The sequence below is a fragment of the Mucilaginibacter angelicae genome (assembly GCF_042434235.1).
GTDB lineage: Bacteria > Bacteroidota > Bacteroidia > Sphingobacteriales > Sphingobacteriaceae > Mucilaginibacter > Mucilaginibacter angelicae.
Map to the genome: position 1 here is coordinate 147,133 of NZ_JBHLTS010000075.1, position 22,698 is coordinate 169,830.

28 protein-coding genes and 1 riboswitch are annotated in these 22,698 nt (G+C 42.8%); of the genes, 10 read left to right on the forward strand and 18 right to left on the reverse strand.

Annotation, left to right across the window (positions count from 1 at the left end; all coding sequences use genetic code 11):
• Positions 1-67: 67 nt before the first annotated feature.
• Positions 68-1,129, reverse strand: coding sequence for a polysaccharide deacetylase family protein (locus ACFFGT_RS25805; RefSeq protein WP_377025397.1), 1,062 nt, complete (start codon positions 1,127-1,129; stop codon positions 68-70).
• Between the two features lie 117 nt (positions 1,130-1,246).
• Here ACFFGT_RS25805 and ACFFGT_RS25810 point away from each other — a divergent pair, with 117 nt between their 5' ends.
• Together ACFFGT_RS25810 and ACFFGT_RS25815 are read left to right on the forward strand one after the other, a co-directional pair.
• Entirely contained in the window at positions 1,247-1,519 is a 273-nt protein-coding gene (locus tag ACFFGT_RS25810) for a hypothetical protein (protein WP_377025398.1), read from the forward strand.
• A complete protein-coding gene (locus ACFFGT_RS25815; protein WP_377025399.1) occupies positions 1,516-2,277 on the forward strand; it encodes an MBL fold metallo-hydrolase in 762 nt (253 codons plus the stop codon). The genes ACFFGT_RS25810 and ACFFGT_RS25815 overlap by 4 nt, the downstream gene beginning before the upstream one ends.
• A 44-nt stretch (positions 2,278-2,321) precedes the next feature.
• On the opposite strand, the gene ACFFGT_RS25820 is transcribed toward ACFFGT_RS25815, so the two are convergent.
• On the reverse strand, positions 2,322-2,789 hold the full coding sequence (locus tag ACFFGT_RS25820; RefSeq protein WP_377025400.1) for a hypothetical protein: 468 nt from the start codon (positions 2,787-2,789) through the stop codon (positions 2,322-2,324).
• A gap of 201 nt (positions 2,790-2,990) precedes the next feature.
• On the opposite strand from ACFFGT_RS25820, the gene ACFFGT_RS25825 reads away from it, so the two are divergent.
• Positions 2,991-4,571: a GDSL-type esterase/lipase family protein gene (locus ACFFGT_RS25825; RefSeq protein WP_377025401.1), complete on the forward strand. Its 1,581-nt coding sequence runs from the start codon at positions 2,991-2,993 to the stop codon at positions 4,569-4,571.
• Between the two features lie 129 nt (positions 4,572-4,700).
• Here the strand turns inward: ACFFGT_RS25825 and ACFFGT_RS25830 are convergent, their stop codons facing one another.
• Together ACFFGT_RS25830 and ACFFGT_RS25835 are read right to left on the reverse strand one after the other, a co-directional pair.
• A complete protein-coding gene (locus tag ACFFGT_RS25830) occupies positions 4,701-4,823 on the reverse strand; it encodes a hypothetical protein (protein WP_377025402.1) in 123 nt (40 codons plus the stop codon).
• A 104-nt stretch (positions 4,824-4,927) separates the two neighbouring features.
• On the reverse strand, positions 4,928-5,896 hold the full coding sequence (locus ACFFGT_RS25835) for a glycoside hydrolase family 5 protein (RefSeq protein ID WP_377025403.1): 969 nt from the start codon (positions 5,894-5,896) through the stop codon (positions 4,928-4,930).
• A gap of 159 nt (positions 5,897-6,055) precedes the next feature.
• Here ACFFGT_RS25835 and ACFFGT_RS25840 point away from each other — a divergent pair, with 159 nt between their 5' ends.
• Both ACFFGT_RS25840 and ACFFGT_RS25845 read left to right on the forward strand, forming a co-directional pair.
• Positions 6,056-7,321 (forward strand): alkaline phosphatase family protein, encoded by a 1,266-nt coding sequence (locus ACFFGT_RS25840; RefSeq protein ID WP_377025404.1) that lies wholly within the window; start codon positions 6,056-6,058, stop codon positions 7,319-7,321.
• 10 nt (positions 7,322-7,331) lie between these two features.
• Entirely contained in the window at positions 7,332-7,835 is a 504-nt protein-coding gene (locus ACFFGT_RS25845) for a hypothetical protein (RefSeq protein WP_377025405.1), read from the forward strand.
• Here ACFFGT_RS25845 and ACFFGT_RS25850 read toward each other — a convergent pair.
• The 5 genes from ACFFGT_RS25850 to ACFFGT_RS25870 all read right to left on the reverse strand — a co-directional run bounded on the left by ACFFGT_RS25850 (position 7,827) and on the right by ACFFGT_RS25870 (position 11,656).
• Entirely contained in the window at positions 7,827-8,762 is a 936-nt protein-coding gene (locus ACFFGT_RS25850; RefSeq protein ID WP_377025406.1) for a DUF72 domain-containing protein, read from the reverse strand. The genes ACFFGT_RS25845 and ACFFGT_RS25850 overlap by 9 nt on opposite strands.
• A gap of 166 nt (positions 8,763-8,928) precedes the next feature.
• Positions 8,929-9,690: an SDR family oxidoreductase gene (locus tag ACFFGT_RS25855; RefSeq protein ID WP_377025407.1), complete on the reverse strand. Its 762-nt coding sequence runs from the start codon at positions 9,688-9,690 to the stop codon at positions 8,929-8,931.
• Between the two features lie 228 nt (positions 9,691-9,918).
• Positions 9,919-10,033: riboswitch (SAM riboswitch) on the forward strand.
• A gap of 211 nt (positions 10,034-10,244) precedes the next feature.
• Entirely contained in the window at positions 10,245-11,093 is an 849-nt protein-coding gene (locus tag ACFFGT_RS25860; RefSeq protein WP_377025408.1) for a reverse transcriptase family protein, read from the reverse strand.
• Positions 11,086-11,379 carry a helix-turn-helix domain-containing protein gene (locus tag ACFFGT_RS25865; protein ID WP_377025409.1) on the reverse strand — a complete coding sequence of 98 codons (294 nt, stop codon included), beginning with the start codon at positions 11,377-11,379 and terminating at the stop codon, positions 11,086-11,088. Before ACFFGT_RS25865 ends, ACFFGT_RS25860 begins: the two co-directional genes overlap by 8 nt.
• A 28-nt stretch (positions 11,380-11,407) precedes the next feature.
• Positions 11,408-11,656 carry a hypothetical protein gene (locus ACFFGT_RS25870; RefSeq protein ID WP_377025410.1) on the reverse strand — a complete coding sequence of 83 codons (249 nt, stop codon included), beginning with the start codon at positions 11,654-11,656 and terminating at the stop codon, positions 11,408-11,410.
• A gap of 665 nt (positions 11,657-12,321) precedes the next feature.
• Here ACFFGT_RS25870 and ACFFGT_RS25875 point away from each other — a divergent pair.
• Entirely contained in the window at positions 12,322-12,723 is a 402-nt protein-coding gene (locus tag ACFFGT_RS25875) for a transmembrane 220 family protein (RefSeq protein WP_377025411.1), read from the forward strand.
• Positions 12,724-13,072: 349 nt separating this feature from the next.
• On the opposite strand, the gene ACFFGT_RS25880 is transcribed toward ACFFGT_RS25875, so the two are convergent.
• On the reverse strand, positions 13,073-13,921 hold the full coding sequence (locus tag ACFFGT_RS25880; RefSeq protein WP_377025412.1) for a transglutaminase-like domain-containing protein: 849 nt from the start codon (positions 13,919-13,921) through the stop codon (positions 13,073-13,075).
• A gap of 6 nt (positions 13,922-13,927) precedes the next feature.
• On the reverse strand, positions 13,928-14,665 hold the full coding sequence (locus tag ACFFGT_RS25885) for a proteasome-type protease (protein ID WP_377025413.1): 738 nt from the start codon (positions 14,663-14,665) through the stop codon (positions 13,928-13,930).
• 140 nt (positions 14,666-14,805) lie between these two features.
• Here ACFFGT_RS25885 and ACFFGT_RS25890 point away from each other — a divergent pair, with 140 nt between their 5' ends.
• Together ACFFGT_RS25890 and ACFFGT_RS25895 are read left to right on the forward strand one after the other, a co-directional pair.
• Complete coding sequence (locus ACFFGT_RS25890; protein ID WP_377025414.1) at positions 14,806-15,810, forward strand: nucleoside hydrolase; 1,005 nt, start codon at positions 14,806-14,808, stop codon at positions 15,808-15,810.
• A gap of 69 nt (positions 15,811-15,879) precedes the next feature.
• A complete protein-coding gene (locus ACFFGT_RS25895; RefSeq protein WP_377025415.1) occupies positions 15,880-16,107 on the forward strand; it encodes a hypothetical protein in 228 nt (75 codons plus the stop codon).
• Here ACFFGT_RS25895 and ACFFGT_RS25900 read toward each other — a convergent pair whose 3' ends face one another.
• Positions 16,108-16,857 carry a YdcF family protein gene (locus tag ACFFGT_RS25900; RefSeq protein WP_377025416.1) on the reverse strand — a complete coding sequence of 250 codons (750 nt, stop codon included), beginning with the start codon at positions 16,855-16,857 and terminating at the stop codon, positions 16,108-16,110.
• 102 nt (positions 16,858-16,959) lie between these two features.
• On the opposite strand from ACFFGT_RS25900, the gene ACFFGT_RS25905 reads away from it, so the two are divergent.
• Together ACFFGT_RS25905 and ACFFGT_RS25910 are read left to right on the forward strand one after the other, a co-directional pair.
• Positions 16,960-17,169, forward strand: a complete 210-nt coding sequence (locus ACFFGT_RS25905) for a YtxH domain-containing protein (protein WP_121231199.1) — start codon at positions 16,960-16,962, stop codon at positions 17,167-17,169.
• A 19-nt stretch (positions 17,170-17,188) separates the two neighbouring features.
• Positions 17,189-17,755, forward strand: coding sequence for an arylesterase (locus ACFFGT_RS25910; protein ID WP_377025417.1), 567 nt, complete (start codon positions 17,189-17,191; stop codon positions 17,753-17,755).
• A 62-nt stretch (positions 17,756-17,817) separates the two neighbouring features.
• Here ACFFGT_RS25910 and ACFFGT_RS25915 read toward each other — a convergent pair whose 3' ends face one another.
• The 6 genes from ACFFGT_RS25915 to ACFFGT_RS25940 all read right to left on the reverse strand — a co-directional run bounded on the left by ACFFGT_RS25915 (position 17,818) and on the right by ACFFGT_RS25940 (position 22,696).
• Positions 17,818-18,219 (reverse strand): helix-turn-helix domain-containing protein, encoded by a 402-nt coding sequence (locus tag ACFFGT_RS25915; protein ID WP_377025418.1) that lies wholly within the window; start codon positions 18,217-18,219, stop codon positions 17,818-17,820.
• 10 nt (positions 18,220-18,229) lie between these two features.
• Positions 18,230-19,864, reverse strand: coding sequence for an amidase (locus tag ACFFGT_RS25920; protein WP_377025419.1), 1,635 nt, complete (start codon positions 19,862-19,864; stop codon positions 18,230-18,232).
• Between the two features lie 193 nt (positions 19,865-20,057).
• Complete coding sequence (locus ACFFGT_RS25925; protein ID WP_377025420.1) at positions 20,058-20,756, reverse strand: DUF1345 domain-containing protein; 699 nt, start codon at positions 20,754-20,756, stop codon at positions 20,058-20,060.
• Between the two features lie 62 nt (positions 20,757-20,818).
• On the reverse strand, positions 20,819-21,022 hold the full coding sequence (locus ACFFGT_RS25930; protein WP_343112026.1) for a YwbE family protein: 204 nt from the start codon (positions 21,020-21,022) through the stop codon (positions 20,819-20,821).
• On the reverse strand, positions 21,019-21,543 hold the full coding sequence (locus ACFFGT_RS25935) for an HAD domain-containing protein (protein ID WP_377025421.1): 525 nt from the start codon (positions 21,541-21,543) through the stop codon (positions 21,019-21,021). The genes ACFFGT_RS25930 and ACFFGT_RS25935 overlap by 4 nt, the downstream gene beginning before the upstream one ends.
• Positions 21,544-21,598: 55 nt before the next feature.
• Positions 21,599-22,696 (reverse strand): thioredoxin-like domain-containing protein, encoded by a 1,098-nt coding sequence (locus ACFFGT_RS25940; protein WP_377025422.1) that lies wholly within the window; start codon positions 22,694-22,696, stop codon positions 21,599-21,601.
• Positions 22,697-22,698 lie beyond the last annotated feature (2 nt).

The following is a 22,698-nucleotide window of genomic DNA, read 5'->3' on the forward strand; positions in this document are numbered from 1 at the left end:
GTAATTTTACTCAATACATTGAGTAAAATTACTCAATGTATTGAGTAAATCAAAGTAACATTTTTTATTACTCATTTCCCGCCTTTAGCCGCCGTTCCATCACCTCTTTCCAGGTGGTTAAAATAAATCCTTTTTGTTTGAGATAAGCTTTCAGCCGCGGATCGGTCATGGCCAGCAGGTCGCCTTTTCGCTTCTGGCCTTCGTTACAGATATTTTTAAACTGCGGCGATGGCTGTGTGCAATGCATCAGCACCATAGTTAACCCCGGCGAAAAACGCTCAAAGTTTTCGATATAGTGATCGGTGTACCATTTTTGCAACGCCTTGTCGGTTGCTTTGTCAATATCGGGCATTACCCAGTCGTAACTTGAATTATCAAGATCATCCAATACAGGCAGGCCGCCTTTCCAAGCTGTTTCACCCATTGCTCTTGCTTTATCCAATTCTGCAGGTTCGGGAATGGTCATACCCTCGGTGTATTTACCGTCTTTTTTAAGCTGGGCTATTGTGGCGTTTTTTGCTTCGGCCCGGTAAAAAAGGTCTTCGCCGCCGGGCAGCATTACCGGGATCTTTTTTTCGATCCCCAGGTTAATATATTTCTCCAAAAAAGCCGGTTTGGCAAACAGCGTTCCCATGTGCGAATCCAGGTGTGTCGGAACAAAGCCCATGCTTAAAGCGCGGTCAAGCTGGGCACGGATCTCTTTATCCACTTCATCGGCCGATGCTTTAAAGTACACGGCTATTACATTAGGCCACAAAGCGCCCTCCTTATCCACCAATCCCGGTACTGCGACTTTACCTGCAAGCGGCCCCCAACGGTAATTTTGCCATTCGGAAGTTAGGGTTAAATGCAAGCCTGCATCAATGCCCGGGTGCTTATCCATATAATGTTTAAAATCGGGCACCCAGGAGCAGGGCATCATGACACTGGTTGAAGTTGCTACTCCCTCACCAATGGCTTTCTCTACCCCTTCGTTTGATTCATGCGACATACCTGCATCATCAACATGCATAATAATCACGCGTGCACCTTTTGGCCAGCCAAGTTTTTCGGCGTAGGTTTTGGTTTGCTGGGCACAAACGGCAATGCTGAAAACAATACCGGCAGCAGTAAGTAGTAAGTTCTTCATCTGGATAATTTCAGGATATAAAAGGCAGTTAAAAATAGAAATTTAATTACCAAATGTGACATGCAAATGCCAATTTAAGCCCTGCAAATACACGCGTTTTTACTACTTTTGAAATTAATGCTTCCCGCAACTAACCATACACTCGAGAAACTGGAAATGCTGCTAAAAACGGCCGGTTACAAGGTGCGTTATGAAAAGGGCAACTTTAAAACCGGTGCCTGCCTGCTGCTTAGCAGTAAAATGATTGTAGTGAACCGTTTCTCCAACCTGGAAAGCAAGATCCTTGCTTTGGTAGAGCTATTGCGCGAACTTGAGGTAGATTATAAGCTGCTTGATGATAAACAGGTTGCATTTTTGCAGGAAATTAAACAAACAAAACTGCAGCTGTGACCATAACATTTTTAGGAACCGGAACGTCGCAGGGGGTACCTGTTATTGCGTGTAACTGTGAGGTATGCCTCTCAACAGATAAGCATGATAAGCGCCTGCGCAGCTCTATTTTAATTGAGGCCGAAGATAAGGTCATCGCCATTGATTCCGGGCCGGATTTCAGGTACCAGATGCTTCGTGCCAATGTACAACACCTTGATGCCATAGTGTTTACGCATGAGCATAAAGACCATGTTGCAGGTATGGATGATATCCGCGCGTTTAACTACAAGCAAAACGTGCCTATGGATATTTATGCGGATGAACGGGTACAAAAAGCCCTGGCACGCGAATTTCCATATATTTTTGATGGCACAGGCTATCCGGGCGTTCCGCAGGTAAATATGCATACCATTGCGGATGATCCCTTTATGATCGGTAATGTTAAGCTCATCCCTATCGAGGTATTTCATTACAGGCTGCCCATAAAAGGCTTCAGGGTTAAGGATTTTACCTACATCACCGATGCCAAAACAATTCCGGATGCCGAAAAGGAAAAGATTAAAGGCAGCAAAACGCTGGTGATCAATGCCCTGCAAAAGGAAACCCATATTTCCCATTTCACACTTGCCGAAGCCATAGCTTTTGCCAATGACATAGGTGCCGAAACCACCTACTTTACGCACATCAGCCACAGGCTGGGCAAACATGCCGATGTATCCAAAGAGTTGCCGGCCGGCATTGAACTGGCATATGATGGGCTAAAATTGACTTTTTAATATCGTCATAAATCATCACCTGTTATCCATTCGTCAGGATCTTTCTACAACTCAATAAAGCTCACCCTGTCAATAGTGCCTTTATATTGTTTTAAATGCCCCTTATCGCTTGCATCAACCACCCCCCTGATGGTTACTTTCCGTTTATTCATCAGGGTAAACTGCCCGTCGTTATAAGTAAACAAACCAATATGGGTACCCGGCAGGTAAAGCGGGCAATCCTGGCTAAAATCAACCCATATAGCATCATGCAATGCATGGCTTGAGAACAGGCTGTCATTGAAAAGCGCCGATTGCTCATTCCCTTCCTTGTACTTGCCGCTCACCTCCACATATTGCTTATCATATTTTTCAATATGATTGATGAGCTCGGTAAATGAAACCTTTTGATAGTCTTTAGAGATATTGCAATCGCTTTGAAAAATCTTTTTTTGTTTGGCGCATGCCCCAAGCAAAACTAACAGCGGTAAAATCCGGAGCAGGCTTTTAATATGGATAAATACCGCAGTCATATATGGAGTGATTAAGATACTGAAAATATTCGTCAATAAACCGGATAACAGATATTTTACAGCGCGATTGCAGAAAGCATGATTAATTGTAAAATTAAAATTGCAAACCTCATTTTACATTGCTAAAACGTTTAGGCAGCTTGTTTTTTAGTGTAATGCTGTTATTTTTGTACATCAACATTTAACCTGAATTAACCTCCCATGAAATTAAAACTGATAGGCACCTTACTCCTATTGTCGGCCCTTGGCGTGCAGGCCCAGCAAAAAGTTATCCCGCTTTACCCGGGCGCTGTTCCCGGGTCCGAAAACTGGACCTGGAACGAAGGTGAAAGCGAAAGCAATGCCTTTAACACTAAAGTAGTTTACAACGTTACACATCCATCATTAAGCGTTTTCCTTCCCGACTCAACAATTGCCACAGGCACGGCTGTGGTTATCTGCCCCGGCGGAGGCTTCCATACCCTGTCAATTAACAGCGAGGGTTATGACGTAGCCAAATGGCTTAATAAACAAGGCGTGGCCTGCTTTGTATTGAAATACAGGCTGGCCCACAGCTTAACTAACGATCCGGTAAAAGAACTGATGGCCAAAATGGCGCAGAAAGATTTCCCTAAACAGGTAGCGCCGATCATTCCGCTGGCTGTTGCCGATGCGCGTACGGCCATTGCCTATGTGCGTGAACATGCTGCCGAATATCGTGTTTCGCCGCAGCGTATCGGCATCATGGGCTTTTCGGCTGGTGGTACGCTGACCGCCGCAGCAGCTTTTAATTACACCGCCGCTAACAAACCCGATTTTGACGTGCCTATCTATGCTTATGTACCGCCCGAACTGCTTTCAAAAATTCCTGATGATGCGCCGCCAATGTTCATAGCCGCTGCAACTGATGATCAGCTTGGCCTTGCGCCGCACAGTGTTGAACTTTACAATAAATGGCTGGCATCAAAACACAGCGCCGAACTACATATGTACGCTAAAGGCGGCCATGGTTTTGGCATGCGCAAACAAGACCTGCCTACCGATACCTGGATAGATCGTTTTAACGACTGGCTGGAACTAAAAGGCTTTCTGAAACCTGCAGACCCCAAAGTAAAATCAGTTAAAGAAAGGGCACAACAATGGGAAGCTTATCAGAAGCGTTGGGAAGATGCGTTCCATAAAGACTGGGCAAATATGACCCGCTTCCAGGCCGATAATGAAAAAATAAAGGCATTGGCCCCAAACCCTAAAAGCGTGGTTTACATGGGCGACTCCATTACCGATTTCTGGCTCAATAAAGACTCATCTTTCTGGAATGGTAAGCCATATTATGATCGTGGCATCAGCGGCCAAACCACAACCCAAATGCTGGTACGCTTTCGTGAAGATGTGATCAATCTGAAACCCGGCGCTGTAGTGATCCTGGCCGGCGTTAATGACATTGCCCAAAACAATGGCCCGATAGCTATAGAAGATATCTTTGGCAATATCCAATCAATGGCGTTGCTGGCTAAAGCGGCCAATATTAAAGTGGTATTGTGTTCGGTACTGCCTGCTTATGCTTTCCCCTGGCGCCCCGGCATGGAGCCTGCCCAAAAGGTGATCCAGCTTAATGCCATGATCAAAACCTTTGCCGATGCCAACAAAATGGTTTATGTAGATTACCACACCGCCATGGCCGATGAGCGCAAAGGCCTGCCGAAAAACCTTGCCGCGGATGGAGTGCATCCCACTATTGAGGGCTACAGGGTAATGGAGCCTTTGGTTGAAAAGGGGATTGCGGAGGCTTTGAAAAGGAAGTAAAATAAAAAATATGTCATTGCGAGCGAAGCGTGGCAATCTCGTAACTATACAGGTCGGACATGCATTAGCTACGAGATTGCCACGTCGCCCAGATGCTTTTGCCCATACCGCTCCTCGCAATGACATGGGCTATTGGATATTCAAACTGGCCGTTGTTGGTGTTGTCACCAACAACTTTACACCATCCAATTGGTGGCCTATCCGGTGGTTGTTGGTAACAACACCAACAACGGCGTAAAAAACTACCGTCATTGCGAGGTACGAAGCAATCCCCGACTTGCAAAGCGGCTATGCAAATCCCTCTGTACAGTTTGGGATTGCTTCGTACCTCGCAATGACGTTTTTTTTAAATGGCCTTACTTACCCACCCCTCTCAACACATTCCTGATAAAAATGCCTGCGGGGGTTAGGTTAGCTTCTGTCCAGCCGCCGTATGTGGGGGCGTTGCTTTGCAGCAGGGCAGTGGTTTCGTGTTTATCGGTTACGTTCCAGTTAGTCCAGCTGAGTTTGTTGTCTTCCATCCATTTGAGCCAGGTTTGGGTCTTTTGCAGGTTAAATTCACCATCGCCACTGGCTTCACCTACCCCCCATTCGGTAATGATGAGCGGTAATTTTAGTGCGATGGCCCTATCAGCTTTTGCACGTAGTGCCTCCTGGTGATATGGGTCGCTGGCGTAAAAATGGAAGGAATAGACAATGTTGCTGTAATCCTTTATCGGGTCGGCAGCGGCTATGTCAACATCCTGGTCCCAATGAGGACTGCCGACTACAATGATATTATCCTTATCATATTTGCGGATCACAGGGATGATCTGCAAAGCATAATCTTTAACTGTTTTCCAATCGGTTTTTTCTGGTTCGTTCCAGATCTCGTAGATCACGTTAGGCACACCTGCATACTTCTTAGCCATCTGCCTGAAAAAATCTTTCGATTGGCTAACGTGCTGATTTGAGTTATGGTCATGCCAGTCAATCAGTACATAAATTCCGCTCCTTATAGCCTGGTCAACCACAGCAACAATCAGGTCTTTTTGTTCTTCGGGCTGTTGCAGATAACCGCCATCGGGCTGTACCCCCATAGAAGCCCGGATGATTGATGCTTTAAAATCATCAGCCAGCCAGCTCACTACCCCGGGATTATAATACTTACGCCCCTGCCAAAGCGACCATGATAGGCTGATCCCCCTCAACTGCGGGGCAACACCATGCTCATTCAACAATTTACCATCCTCAACCCTTAACTTACCATTTTGAGCAACAGGTGTTTGAGCTGATAAGGGACCGCTAAAAGCCACTGATAATAAAAGCGCTATAAAGATTTTCATCCGCATTTAAATTAAAAGGAAAGTAATTTATAGCTACGCTGCTGCTTTTATATCAACATGTAAAAATTTGATTAGATAATGGTAAAAACGGCCAAAGTTTACCGGCTGTTATCATTCAGGTAACGCGGTTTATCTACATTCGCGCATCATTGTTTCATCATGAAAAAGTACAGTCTTTTTTTAATCTGCCTTTTACTGGCAGCCTCTTCCTTTGCACAGGACACTACGCAAAAAATAATCCCTAATCGTACTAACAGCATAGCCCAGCAAAAAAAGCCATATGTTATATTAATTTCTGCCGATGGTTTTAGGTATGATTATGCTAAAAAATATAATGCACAAAATTTATTGGGTTTAAGCGCGAAAGGTGTACAGGCCGAATCCATGATCCCCTCATACCCTTCGGTAACTTTCCCTAACCATTACGCCTTGGTAAGCGGGCTGTACCCCTCACATTCCGGCCTGGTAAATAACTCCTTTTATGACCGCGAGCGTCACGATAGCTATTCCATGAGCAATAAACTGAAAGTGAGCGATAGCAGCTGGTACTTTGGCTCGCCGCTTTGGGTATTGGCCGAGCAGCAAAAAATGCTTTCGGCAAGCTTTTACTGGGTAGCATCGGAAGCAGCCATACAAGGCATTAACCCAACTTACTATTATGTTTATAACGAAAAAATAGATATTCATAACCGCATTGGTGCTGTGGTAAACTGGCTGAAACTCCCTGAAGATAAACGCCCGCACCTTATCACTTTTTACTTTCCGCAGGTTGACCATGCCGGGCATACATTTGGCCCTGATGCACCCGAAACAGAACGGGAGGTGCACTTTGTTGATTCGGCAGTTAATGAGCTTAACAAAGCTGTAAAAACCACCGGGCTTGATGTTAATTTCATTTTTGTATCAGACCACGGCATGACCAAAGTTAACCGTGATCATCCAATAGGCATTCCTGCAGCTATTGATACCGCTAAATTCAAAATCTCAGGCGATGGTTTATTGGTTGAGCTTTATGCCAAAGATAACACAGCTATCCAATCGACTTATGATAAGCTTAAAACCGAAGCTAAGGACTATGACGTGTACCTGAAAACCAATGTACCCGCCAACCTGCACTACAGCCAAACCGACGATTGGCATAACCGCATAGGTGATATTTTGCTGATCCCACATTACCCTTTGATTTTTAATTTATGGAACAGCAAAAAGATAAATATAGGCTGGCATGGTTACGATCCTTACGCTGTAAAAGACATGCACGCCACCTTCCTGGCTTGGGGACCGGCCTTTAAAACCGGTAAACAAATACCTTCTTTTAAAAATGTTGATGTTTTTAACTTAGTAAATCGCATATTGGGGCTTAAATACAAAGGCAAGGTTGATGGTACTGATCAGCTTGCCGATGACATTCTTACAAAAAAATAGAAAAGCTCCTATGAAAAAAGTATTCAGGCTCCTGCTCATCATATTATCGCCATTGGCATTGCATGCTCAAAATCCGGCAGCAGTAAAAAAACAAGCTACGCTAATGGCCCAAAGCATGACCAAAGGCGATTACAAGAACATTGTTAACTATACTTACCCCAAAGCGGTGCAAATGGCCGGGGGCAAAGAAAAAATGACTGCTATGATTGGTACTGCCATGCAGCAAATGAAAGCTGCAGGTATCAGCTTTGAAAGTGTTACAGTAGGTACTCCTGGCAAATTTTATAAAGCAGGAAAAGAAATTCACTGCCTGCTGCCCGAAACTATAGTTATGGCAAGCCCTAAAGGCCGTATGGCTATGCACAGCAACCTGCTGGCAGTTAGCGGCGATGGCGGCAAAAGCTGGTCGTTCCTGGATATGAACAATTCAACTGCCGATAAGGTAAAGCAATTGATTCCCAACTTTAACCCGGATTTAAAGATCCCACCAGCTACAACTGAGCCCTTACAATAAAAGCGAAGTTTGGCCAGCTGGCTTATCATCCCTTTGGATAAACTTAGGGCGCATTAATTGTGTGCCCAATGCGGTGTTTAGCTTTTCAACTACATAATCGGCCAGTTCGGGCGAGTAGCGTTCATCATGCTGGTGCATAAAAAACCATACCGATTTAAGCCCTTGTTCTTTCCAGTTTTTGATCCGCTCAACCCATTCGTCAACGCGGGCATAATCTGTAGGATGCAGACTATTGCCCACAAAGCGGATAAAAGCATGCGGCGTAGGTAAAGCCATATGCACAACATCACGTCGGCCGCTGGCATCGGTTATGATGGAGCCAATATTTAAATCGCGGAAAAGGTTAAATACCTGGTCGCGGTTTTCGGCAACAGCAAACCAGTCTTTATGGCGCAGCTCTACAAATACCGGGAGATCCTTTGGCAATTGTTCAAGATAGGCCTTAAGCTCCGGGAAGCTCTTGGGCGTGTAATTATCGCTCAGCTGCAAAAACAGCGGACCAAGCTTATCGCCAAAAGCTAATACCCCTTCGTAATAAGTAGTAGTGATATCCTCAGCATTTTTTAAGCGGCGAATGTGGCTGATGCTTTGAGAAAATTTAGGGCAAAATTTAAAACCGGGGTTACTATCTGCTTTGGCTTTCCATTTGGCAATGGTATCGGGGCCGTAAACGTTATAAAAAGTGGCATTAAGCTCAATGCAATCAAAGTGCTTAACGTATTCATCTAAAAAATTAGCGTCTTTGGTTTTTGGCGGATAGATTTTACCAACCCATTCCTTACGGCCCCATTTAGCGCAGCCAACATGTACCTGCAAAGGCACATCATTTTTTGCAGCGGCAAGCATATCAACAGTTATTTGCGGATCGGCCGGCAAGGTAAAATCAACCCCGGCTAATTCTTCGTCCGTTACTCTACCAAATTCCATTTTTGCTTTTTTTGTGCGAAAGATAGTGAATTGGTTGATTAGGTGAGTAGTTGATTGGGAGAATGGTTGGAAAGTGGTTGATTCGGTGAGTGGTTGATGAGGCTATCCGAGACTCACCCAAAAAAACAACCACTCACCGAATCAACCCAATCAACCACTCACTAACCTACAAAAACATCCCTCCCGAAGCTTCAATACGCTGAGCGTTGATCCAGCGGGCATCTTCAGTGCAAAGAAAAGCTACTATGCCGCCTATATCATCAGGCTGGCCTACCCTGCCCAGAGCGGTGGATTTCGACATCATTTCTTCCAAACCGGGATGCGAATCGAATGCTGCTTTAGTAAAATCTGTTTGGATAATACCCGGGGCCACTATGTTTGCAGCTATACCGCGACTACCCAATTCTTTTGCCAAATATTTGGTGAATACTTCAATAGCGCCTTTCATGGAGGCATAGGCCGCGTATCCCGGAGTTGAGAAACGGGCCAGCCCGGTTGAAAAATTAATGATGCGGCCACCATCGGCTATTACCGGTAAACTTTTCTGAGTTAAAAAGTAAACGCCTTTAAAGTGCACATTAAACAAGTTATCAAAATCCTCTTCGGTGGTTTGTGCAAATGGCGAGGCAGCATCAATCCCTGCGTTATTGATCAAAAAATCAAAGGTTTCGCGGCCCCATTTTTCGTTAAGCGTTGCTTTTAGCTTTGTGATAAAAGCATCAAAGGTGGATACAATACCGGTATCCAGTTGCAAAGCAGCAGCCTTTTGCCCTATCGATTCAATTTCTGCAACTACAGCCTCGGCTTCTTCTTTTTTACTGCGATAAGTAACAATAACGTCAATCCCCTTTTTAGCCAGGTGCTGGGCGGCATTTTTGCCTAACCCACGGCTGCCGCCGGTTATCAGTGCTATTTTATTTGTTCCCATTGTGTTTGTTTTTAATGTTTTAACAATACAAAGGTGCAATAGTTCGGCGCTAAAATTATGGTGACTACTTCAGATTAAATGGTGATCGTTTCAGTTTTTTCGAGGGTGATCTGCGCGTAGAAAACGGTGATCTGAAAAAAAATAAAAATATTCTACTTAAACTATAGGAATTATATATTTTGTTTTTATATTTGCAGTGTCAACAACGACAATACGTTCTTTTATTTTAACTTATCAAGAAAGACTGAGGGAAAGGCCCAAAGACGTCTTAGCAACCTGTACATCCGCATAATGTAAAAGGTGCTAATTCCTGCTCCTGTGCAAAACGGGAGAGAGATAATTATATCTACACCCCACAACCGATCTGATTAAGTGATTTTTTATAGTTTTCAAGTCGCGTGACCGAGAGGATAGGTGGGGGTCCGCAATACCCTAAACGGCAGTTCGAATCTGCCCGCGACATCAAATTTTTCCTGTTCATTCTCTTTCCAGTATTTTCATGAGCTTGCTTATTTTAGCTTATCTTTTAATATTAAAAGATAATTGTCCTGCATTTAGGCTTGCTTTTTACGTACGTTTTTATAATAACTAATTCTCCCTTTTGTACTGTCTGCATTAAACGATGCATCATTTATTAATTCTTTAAAGAAATCGGGAACATCTAAAACATTGTTTTTGGTATCAACACCCGTTATCTCCAAATTACCGGCTCTGTACAATGTCTTTTTAATACTTATTTTAAAGCCATCATTAAGTATCACATTTATTAAGTCCAGGCATTTATCTCTAAAATCGAAAGGAGATGAAAACACAAGATCATCCACGAACCTGGTATATCGTATATTATGCTTTTTACAATAAGCAATTAGGCTTTTGTCATTGGGCAAGAAGATTAAATTAGCGATATGTGTGCTTGTAGGTGTGCCCTGTGGCAATACGTGTTTGTGTGTGGTTAAATGTGTTAAAATAGAGCAGCATTTGCTTGAAAAACCATAATCTAAAAACATCTTATATACTCTCTCGTAGCCGATGGATGGAAAGTATTTCTTCATATCGGTTTTAAATTTATGTTTCCGGCCTTTGTGCGCTTGTGCATTTGCTATGTTGCTATAACCTTTGACTCCACCTTTTATATTTTCTGGCAACGGTATTTTTGACAATATTCTACTTTTAATAATTTCCTGAATTTCATACAACCTTCCACAACTCGGGTTTAACTCTCTCATAATAGGCTTACCATCCACATCCTTTTTCACACGCCCCTTTTCTTTTTTAGGCTTATACATGGTATAGTAATACTTCTCCTTATTTTGAATGAGCTCATTGATTTCAGCTTCATTTGAAATCAAAACAGCCATAAGATGTTTAGTATTTTTGATTGCCAATGTTTTTATTTCATTCATCGGCAATCAAATCTTTTATCAGAGTTTTAACTGTAGGACTTATGATTTGAAACACCTCTCTCTTGGATTGAGGAATGTCTGCTTCATTTAAAGAAAGGAAAAATAGTATGGGTAATGCAATGTGAAGTTGGGCTGAAATTTCCTTTAATGTGGAAATATTCGGTTCTTTCTGATTATTTTCTATTTGCGACAAATAAGTTTGAGATATATTACAGAGTTCAGCAAGAGCATTTTGTCGAATACCTTTCTGTTTTCTAATATCTTTGATTGTGCTACCTAAATCCATAATATTAAAATAAATGTTGGAATGTCCATCAAAAAAATAAACCCTTTAGCTTGTCAAAATCATCGCTAAACAGAACCCGTAAAAGAATCTCAATAACACTTGCTACAATCCTATTTGAGGCAGGACTTCGTGGGTTATCGGCATCTCGGACGGTTTCGAGAAAAGCGATGCAATCTTTCAAGAGATCTACATCTTTGACAGAAAGCGAACTGCGGCTCTCTGAAACGATTGACTGAATACCATCAATCAACCGGATAATCGTTTGTGTATTAAACATATTTTTTAAATTTAGTTAGCTCGATATAAGCTTGCTCCATTCTAAATACTAAGAGTAACTAAATGCTTCGTCGCAGTTCGCAACATCCCAACATTATTTCTTGCTCCACAATACGAAAACGGCCACGGGGACGAAAACGAAATACGGACACGCATACGAAAAATGGATACGGGCGCGAAAACGAGTACGAACACGGAGTACGAGAACGAAACGGAATACGGTGTGGTGAGTAGGTTCGCGTTAGCATATAGCGTAAGGCAAAGCGCGTCACCGGAATAAAACCCAAACGGGTGAGTAAATACATTACTCTGAATTGTGTTTGCAGTTTAGTTACAGATTAATACACATTATCTCAAAGAACTAATTTAGCCTTACGACTAAACCTTAACAAAGGTACATTAATTTATTAAATCACAGTTAATAAAATCAATATATTTATCAACTTTTATTACAAAATATAAAAAAATAATTTCAAGAATGGATTTTTAACATACATCTATATTCCATATAATTTCATTTATATACCCTCCCGTTTAACCTGCAAAACGCACAAAAACAATTTTTTACCTTTAAAAAGTGTAAACTAAATATTTATATTTAGCATTGCTTAACCTGCATATTAAGCACCAGGACCAGTATAAATTATTGCAATTGCTTTTTTACTTATGAAGATCTTCAACATTGTATGGGTTGTACTTTTTATCATTTTTGCGGGTTTACAATATAACGATCCCGACCCTTACCTTTGGATGCCCATTTACCTGTATTGCGCCTGGTTTTGCTACCTGGCATCTAAAAAAGAGTTTTACCCAATTGGTTATGCTGCCGGCATTATCATTTTCACAGGTTATGCCCTTTACAAAGTATTTGACAACAATGGCCTTATCGACTGGTTTGAATATCACCATGCCGAAAGCCTTGTACAAACGATGAAAGCCGAAAAGCCCTGGGTTGAAGAAGTACGTGAATTTTTCGGTTTGCTGATTTGTATAGCGGTACTGGCGGCTAACTGGGTTTATGGCGTAAGGGAGAGTAAGAAGGTGCCGGTTAAAAAAGGGAAACGATGAGCCCCCTCTAAATCTCCCCCGATAGGGGAGACTTTTAAAGTCCCTCTCTCCAGGCTACTGTGTGTACACATCTTTTTAATTTATCATTAATAGAAAAAAAATGTCATTTCGACGAACCAAGGGTGGGGTTTGTGCATCGGAGGTGAGGAGAAATCTTCTACACCCTGCTTTTACAGGTATAAATTGTAAAGCCTTATGTAGAAGATTTTTCGCTATCGCTCAAGAGATAGTTTCTCTTTCGCTCCACCTCTCAACCCGCCCCCAGCTCTATCGAAATGACATTTTCTTTTTTTATAAGATTTGTGTACACACTGTAGCTCTCTCGGAGAGGAATTTAGGGTGAGGCCAACTACAAATACGATAACCCCTTAAATTCACCTTCGCTGTAGTAAAATGGCTCAAAGCCATCTTCGGCAAGTTCGCAGCTTACCTGCATATTGTTAAACATTACATCGCCAAAAATATTGGCTACGGCCGAATCGGAAGCATCCTGACCGGTGGCTATTTTCACCAGGCCGTTAAGCGGCACTAATCCGGTTGCATCAAACAACACCCATTTGCCATCTAAATAAGCTTCAAAGCAGGCATGAAAATCGGCAGGCTTAAGCAAATAGGCATAACCTGTAAAATACCGTGCTGGTATGGTTAAGGCACGGCAAAAAGCTATGCCCAGATGTGCAAAATCGCGGCAAACACCTGCCTGCTCGGTAACGGTATCAAACGCCGATGTTTGTGCATTGGTGGAGCCGGAAAGGTATTGCACTTTTCTATTGATCCAGTTGGTTAGCGTAAGCACTTTCTCAAACGGGTTTGAGATATACCCAAACATATTATCAGCCATGCGGTACAGTTTATCCGATTCGCAGTACCTGCTGGGGTTAAGGTATGGCAGCACCGAAGCAGGAAGCTCTGACACCTGGATCTCCTGCGTATTGCTAAAATCATTTATCTCATAACTGTTGTTAACTGTGGCCCTGTACGTTACCTTAATATTGGGGGTATCGGTATTTACGCCAAACTTCACCAGCCTGTTTTCGCCCTGTTGCGCGTGGAGCTCATCAGCCCGGATATAGGGATCAAGCAGCAGCTCTTCGGTAATGATACTTTGCTTAGCAGTACCTAAAGCATGGATATTTAGTATCAATGTGCCTTCCGAGCGTACACTATACTCTACCTGGGTAAACACATTGAACTTCATCTTTGATCAGCTTTCTGATTTTATTTCTTCTAATTTGTTAAATGTGGCATCTATCCAATCTTCTGAAATATGCTCAAGGGCAAGTTTCAGCTCCTCGGCCCATTGGGTTGAGATATGCTCCAGGTCCTGCTTGTTATAACGCTGTTCAACAATAGTAAAGCTATCCTTTTTATAAACAGCCACGTCTATCGGAAAATCCACATTGTTTGAGCTTACCCTTGTTGAATCAAACGAAAGAAAACCTGTTTTCAAAGCCAGCTTCAGGCTCGAATCTTCATTAAGGATGCGGTTAAGGATGGCCTTACCATGGCCCGAATTACCGATAACCACATATGGCGCCCCCTGCCCCAGCTCCACCCAGTTCCCTTCGGGGTATAGCAAAAAAAGCTTATGCTCATCATCATCGCGCAGTTGGCCGCCAATGATAGTGTTCAGGTCGAACCTTAAACCAGCTGCATCAAGCGATACTTTATCTTCCTGGGCAGCCCGTTTTACCTGTTCGCCAAAGGCATTCACAGCTTTATACATTTTATTAAACTCGGCCGTTTCCAATAATTCATTAAAATAGATCACCGCCTTATCACGCACCGAACGCAAGCCGCTGGTCATGATAAACAGCGAAAAATGATCTTTTTGTTCTATGGTGATCTTCTTTTTTACAGTGGTATCCGTCCCCGAAGTTATACGGGTATCAGCAATAGCCAATAATCCCTCTTTAACTTTAATTCCCAGGCAATAAGTCATTTGATTAGCGTAATGCGTTATAAATTTTGTACTTGCCAAAGTAATTAAATAATGCGAGATTTAGTACCAGATCAATCATAAACCATTTATTTGCCAATAACACCATTTGAAGCCCAACCACCTTCTAATTATTGCATAAAATGAATTTTAAAACAGCACTGCCCATCCTGCTATTATTGTTTACTGTAAATTTTGCCAGGGCGCAAAAACACAATCCGGTCCCCGTTATTTTTGATACAGATATTGCCGGCGACTATGACGACGTAGGCGCGATGGCCCTGCTCCATACCTTTGCAGATAAGGGCGAAGCTAAAATACTGGCAACCATATCATGCAATGCCTTTGAAACTACCGCACCAACCATCAGCGTGATCAATACCTATTTTGGCAGGCCCGGCATCCCGATAGGTATTGTAAAAAAGGATAAGCCCAATAAAGACTGCGCGCAAAAGTGGGCCCAGGCTATTATTGCCGGGTTTCCGCACAATATCAAATCAAACAGCCAGGCATTTGAGGCGGTGTCACTTTATCGCAAAGTGCTGGCAAGCCAGGCCGATGGCAGTGTAACTATTATTTCGGTTGGCTTTTTCACCAACCTGGCCGATCTGCTCCGTTCAGGGCCCGATAAATACAGCGCGTTAACCGGGGTGCAACTGGTAAAGAAGAAGGTAAAAAACCTGGTATCCATGGCAACCGGAATAGGTACTGATGGCAAAACCTTTAGCGAATACAATGTAAATGTGGATGCAGCCTCGGCGCAGGAAGTGTTTAAAAACTGGCCTACCCCTATTACCCTCAGCGGTTTTGAAATAGGCGAAAAAATCCTGACCGGTATCCGGCTGATCAAAAATTATTCGATACAAAACAGCCCGATAAAAGATGCTTTTCAGATTGCACTCGAAAAAGATAAAAACACCGTTGGCCGCAACAGCTGGGATGAAACGGCCGTGCTAACAGCCATCAGGGGGCCCAAACCATATTTCACCTATCGCAAACTCAATATGGAAATAAAGGATGATGGTACCGATGTAGTGATACCGGGCGAGCGGTTTTTATACCTCCAATTTGCTATGGAGCCGGAAGCTATTGCAAAAGATATTGAACAACTGATGATGCATCAGCCGGTAAAAAAAATGAAACGGTAATGACCACTAAAAATACCAAGTAGTTGGTATTGAATTTTCACCCAATTGATGCCACCTTAGTTTTAAATTATGAACAAACCAATTAAAATTCAGGTGTCTATTTTTTGCGAGCCCTGCATCATCTGTGGCAGCAGACCTGTTATTGCGCAGGCAAAAGGCAAATTTATAGTAAGGTGCGGTGCAAACCCCGATCATTATCAAACACCTCCGGGAATGGTTGACATAGCTAACTGGAACAAGCATAATCACCGGGATCCTGACATCAGTCCTACTACCCGACAGCTTAAGCAGGGCTGATTACTTAAAATACCGGGTTACTACATAACCGATAACTTCTTTTATATATGTTCCCCAGCCTGCCAAAGCACCTGCATTGGGAAGGAAGTCATCGAAAGATACTGAAAACCTCCGGCTGGAAAAATTGCAGGGATAAGCAACTACGTCAACCCCCTGTTTTTTAAATATCATCATGGAGCGGCGCATATGAAACGCCGAGGTAACCAGTAAATAAGGCCCTTTAAGCTTATGCTGCTGTAATAAATCCTTTGAAAAAGCGGCATTTTCAATAGTATTGCGCGATTTGGATTCGCTTAATACGCAACTATCCGGAACCTGCATTTCCCTGAGCTGTTCCCTTACCCAATCGGCCTCCCTAAACGCCGACGGCATCAAAAGCCCATTGCCTCCTGTTATCAAAAGATGGCTAACTTGCCCTGTTTTTTGTAACCGCACACCCTGGATAAACCTGTCGGCAGCTGAATTAAAAAAGCCGCCGCCCTCACCATCCTCCGAGCTAAAACCACCCAGCACTATGGCACAAGTATACTTTTTACCGGCAGGTACATCAGTCTCCCTGACATCCCAGCATCGGCTAAACAAGTTAATTAACAACGAATTAGAGAAAATATAAAGAACAATAATACCTGTAATCAAAAATTTTCGTTTACGTTTTACGTTCTTTGAAAAAAGGGCGATTAATAAAAACGCGAGCACCCATATAAGCAGGTTCATTAAAAACGAAAGCACTTTTGAAAATATAAAAAACATATTGTGTTTATAGTGTTTAAGTACCTCAAATATAGAAGCTTTTAGTAAGCAGCGTAACAAACTGGCATTATCATTGTCATAAATCAGAAAAGAAAATAAATTATGGGCTTTATCAAAACTCTTGCTATAGGTGCTGCAGTTGCTTACGGCATAAATTACGTAACCAAAAAAGGACCCGACGGTAAATCAATTATCGATAACCTGGTTGACAACGCCCCTGATTGGGCCGATCGCGCTAAGAAATACGGCGAACTTACTTTAGAACAAATTGCCGTTCGCACCCAAAATTTCAGGGATAACAGCAGGCGTTAATACACCTGCCTGATACTTTATGCATAACATATTATTTTTTGGCGATAGCCTTACGGCTGGCTATGGCCTTAAAGATGCCAAAACCGAATCATTACCTGCGCTGATCCAGCAAAGGATTGATACGGCAGGTTTGGCTTACCACGTGATTAATGGTGGCCTTAGCGGCGATACCACTTCCGGCGGACTTTACCGGCTCGATTACTGGATCAACCGCCCTATAGCTGTATTTGTGCTGGAATTGGGTATTAATGACATTATCAGGGGTATCCCTCCCCAAACTACTGCCAATAATTTACAAACTATAATTGACAGGGTTAAACAAAAACATCCCGGTGTTAAAATTGCCCTGATGGGCATGGAGATCCCCGCTTTTATTCCCGGCACATTTGCGGAACAGTTTAAAGCCATTTTTCGCAAACTTGCCGAAGTAAATAATATCGCCTTTGTACCTTTTTACTTACAGGGTGTTGCCGGCATAGCCCAGCTCAACCTGCCCGACAGGCTTCATCCCAATGCCGGGGGATATCAGGTTATAGCTGATCATGTTTGGCCTGTGATAAAGAACCTTATCATACAGCCCCTCTAAATCTCCCCTGAAGGGGAGACTTTAACTTGCTTGGTTTAAATAATCAGGTGCATCTTTCAATCCTAAGAATCAAGGTTTTTAATCAGCCATTGCTCCCGGTATTGCTTAGGCGTTACCCCTTCAAAACGTTTAAAAAACTTGGTAAAGTTGGATGGATCGAAGGTAAGCCTGCCTGCTATTTCGGCTACACTGGTATTGTTTTCCTGGAGCATGGCTTTGGCAATTTCCATGATCTTTTGTTCAAAAAAGAAACAAGGGTGCTGCCCTGTGGTAAGTTTAATGGTGTTGCTTAAATGTGTTGGGTGGATATGCATTTCACCGGCAAAGTCGCGGATCTCATACATATCCAATACGCGGTGTTGCAGCAAGTCATCAAGGTGCTTATCAATAGCCTTCAGATAGTCCGCAGTGATTTCATGCTGGCGGGCCAGGATCTTCTTCGGAACAGTGAGCGTTGCTTCCATAATTACAAAATTAAGCAAACAGATCGGGCTTAAACAGTGGTGTTACGCGCTTTTTAGATGCCTGCTCGTAAGCATATCCCAGTTTAATAATCTCACCCTCTTTATATGCTGTACTAAAAAACGATAAGCCAATAGGCAATCCATGCGCCAGCCCCATAGGCACAGTAATATGTGGGTACCCCGCCATAGCCGCCGGGCCCGAAAAACCGAAGCCATTATCATAGTCGCCGTTCACCAGGTCAATACATACTGCAGGGCCGTTGGTAGTGCCTATAATGGCATCAAGTTTATATTTGGCCAGCATATCATCAATAACTTTACGGGTACCTGTGCTTGTTTGCTTAACCGCGTCAAGATATTCCTTACTGTTTAAATCGCCTTTGGCCTGGGCCTGCTCCAGGATCTCCTGCTTAAAAAAAGGCATGGCTTTGGCCTCATTCTGTTTGTTAAAAGCAATAACATCAGTCAGCGCTTTTATTTTACTGTTGGCATTGCCCAGGTATTGATTAAGGCCGTCTTTAAACTCATAAAGCAGCACATTAAATTCATTGCTGTTAATCGTTTTCAGTTCCTTATACAACTCTATTTCCACTACCTCAGCACCCTTACTTTTCAGGGTTTTGATGGCCTCCTGCAATAATGCCACAACAGCCGGATTATCATTAAGCGCTGTTTTTTCAATACCAAGGCGCTTACCCTGCAATCCATTAACATCTAAAAATTTGGTATAATCGGCCTCAACTTTGCCTTTACTGCCAAGTGTTGCCAGGTCAAGCGTATCTATGCCGGTAAGGGTGCCAAGCAATATAGCGGCATCCTTAACCGTACGCGCCATAGGCCCGGCAGTATCCTGTGTTTTAGAAATAGGGATTATACCCGACCGGCTCCACAACCCTACTGTTGGTTTAATGCCTACCAGGCCGTTAACCGACGCCGGTGAAACTATAGAGCCATTGGTTTCGGTACCGATGCCTATAACGCAAAGATTAGCTGCCACGGCAGTTCCCGTACCTGCACTTGAGCCGCTGGGGTTCCTGTCTAAAATATAAGGGCATTTGGTTTGCCCTCCCCTGCTGCTCCATGCACTTGTTGAATGCGTAGAGCGGAAGTTTGCCCATTCGCTCAAATTGGTTTTGCCCAATATTACTGCCCCCGCTTCGCGAAGCTTATGCACAATAAAAGCGTCCTGCTTAGCAAAATTATCGGCTAATGCCAGTGAACCGGCCGTGGTGTGCATGTTATCGCCGGTGTTAATATTATCTTTGATCAGTACGGGTATCCCATGCAGCGGGCCGCGCACTTTACCCTTTTCACGTTCCCTGTCCATCGCATCGGCCATGTTCAACGCATCTTTATTAAGCTCGATAACTGAATTGAGCATAAGGCCCTTTTTATCTATCTGATCAATGCGCTTTAAGTACAGTTCGGTGATCAGCCTCGAGGTAAACTGTTTAGACTGCATTTTTTGCTGCAGATCGGTAATGGTTATCTCGCTCAGTTCAAAGATATCGTCCTTACTGTTATCGGCAGCAGCGGTTTCACCCGCTTTATTTTCAGCAGATGGCTGGTTGCAGGAAGCGGCCACTAATGTAGAGATCGTTAAGCCGGCCAATGAACCTGTTTTGAGGAAATTTCGTCTGTGCATAAATGTTTAAAATAAAAGGCATTACAAGTAACAAAATATTTAACTACTTTGAAAGTTGTGGAGGCATAGATAGTTAAATGTTACAATGCACGAACAGAATATATATCACGCAAAGGCGCTAAGACGCAAAGGGCTCAAGTTGTAATAGCTTTGCGTCTTAGCGCCTTTGCGAGCAATTCTTCTGCTTCAGACCTTATTTCGATATCATACCCGATATCACATTAATGCTTAAGGCAACAATAGCCGTGTTAAAGGCGAAAGAAATTAACCCATGCAACCAGGCCAGCCTGCGGATGGAACGGGAGGAGATCTCCACATCAGACACCTGGAAGGTCATACCCAAAACAAACGAAAAGTATACAAAATCGAGATAATCGGGTTCTTTTTCATCGCCCGGAAATTCGAGGCCGCCGAGGTGTTTTAATTTTTTATCATCATCAGGATCGGTAGCGTAATACATGTGGGCATAACGCAGCGTAAATATGGTATGCACCAGCCACCACGAAACAATAACCGAAGCCATGGCCAGTAAAACACGTGCTGTGACTATCGCATCCGATTGATTTTTTGTAGATATCAGCAGGAACACAATAGCCAGCAAACTCATCAGCGATGATACCAACACAAACAAAAATATCAGTGTACGACTGGAGTCTTCTATACTCGCTATCCTGCGGATCTCGGCCGGGTGAGCGGTAAGGATAATGATCCAGTCCATAATAATAATGCACAAACCAAATGCTATCCAGGTTACCAGCGCCACTACCGATGCCGAAAAATGTCCCCACGAAAAAAATAAGGTTATCGCTGCCGCCCCTAACGAGATCAGGAGGCGGTGATGGGCATCAAGACTAAAAAGGACTTTGATTTTTGTTTGTTTTTTTTGAGACATATCATTTAAGCTACACTGTAAATATGCTGATGATTAGTGTAGAATAGATGAAGATACTAAACTTAATCCTCTTCCTCAACAATCCAGGCCACACGGCCTACCTGCCCGTCGTCCAGTTGCACCTTGATACCCCGTGAATGATAAGCTGCACTGGTAAGCAGCCGTTTTACTATACCGCGGGTAAGGGTGCCGGTACGCTGATCTTTTTTTAATATGATGTCAACCTCAAGGCCGGGGTATATATCGCTTCTGTTTTGTCCGTTCATGACCGTTGATTTTTTTGATTACGTTGATTTCGCTGATTTTCCTTTTGGGATTTTGGTGATTGATTATTTAACAGAATTGAGAGTACGTTTTGTTTTGCTTCTTCATCAATTCCGGTAAATGGCTTTGTTGCAACCCATCGCTGTTTTATCCAATCGGGTAGTTGGTTTATTGACAAATCATCATCTATAATAACAAAATTTGTATCCTGCTGATCATTCGCCCAATCTCCTATCTCCGTTCCCCGGTCTTCCATTTCGGCAAGTGATTGTTTATCGTTTAACTTCGAAATGCTGCTTATAATTATTCCTCTCAATCGAAAAACTTGTATCCATTGCTCATTGGTAAAGCTGATCCGATGTGTAGTAGTTAAAACTACAGCTGCGTTTGTTTGCGCTAAGATCCCGGCGAGATTTGTTGCGGATTGTTTATTAAACCGCATAAATCCATCTGCTTCTGATTCAACTTTTCTCCATGACGGTTCAGTTACTAAAACGCCGTCGATATCGAGCAGGATGACCATTAAATTTGTTAGTTATTGATAAATATATCCTTTGCTGCAAAAGCGAAAGCAAATATCAATTTTTCGATAGATAATCAGTTATAAAAGTTTTAACACGTTCCTCATTGCCATCGTCAAAGCCATCAATTTTTTTTACAACTATGCTTTTGTTATTCACCAGGTATACTTTTGGTATAGCACCTAAATTGTATTGTGCCTGGGCTTTTGCAAATTGCTGTTGAGATATGATCAATTGCTGCCATGCCATATCTTCCTGTTTCATTGCCAGCAGCCAATCTTCCTTTTTTGCATCTACCGATACACTTACAAACCTTACATCATCTTTATTGAATTGCGCTGTTATTCTCTTTAATGAAGGGATTTCGCTCCGGCACGGGCCGCACCAGCTTGCCCAGAATATTACCATGTTCAGCTTTTTAGTACTATCAACCAGTTTAACTGGTTTTGTGTCTTTATCAACGAAAACGCTGTTAGCAAATTGATTTTTTGTTGCAGGCTGATCATCAATAAATTGCTTAAGCCGTCTGCCATAGTAGGATGATTTTGATTCATCGCTAAAGCCTGTATAAAAGTCTTTTAGTTGTTCATGGTTAAAGTAATATTTAAAATTACTAAAAGCATATACTACCCAATAGGCATCAGGTGATTGCTCAATTATTTTTTTGATGCGTGCAGCCTGCTCATTTCTCCTGATACTGTCCTTACTTATGCGGATAAAAGGCAAAGTGATATTCCTGAGATAAAACTCCGTCTGTGGGCCCCCTTTCAATGTAGCACCTGTATTTGTGGTAAGATCACCAGTTATAGTGGTTAATCCCGGCCCTGCAACAAAATCAGCGTAGCGGGAATGGTTCTTTGCGGGTTCATATGGATTAGCAACTGCTATCGGTTGCCTTATCCCTTTTTCATCCACATAACTTATAGAAACAAGATTGGCAAAAAAAGCAGTATCGGGCTGAAAACTAAATTCAAATTTGCCATCTGTAACTTTTGCCGAATCGGTGGACTTACCCATCTGCGGATAAACGGGTTTATAATAAACCCATTTGCTTTTCAGGCCTTTTATATCGCCCTTGATGATTACACGATTATCGCGTTTGCAGGAAAATAAGCTGATAAGCATCAGCAACACGAGGTAATAAGGTTTTTTCATTG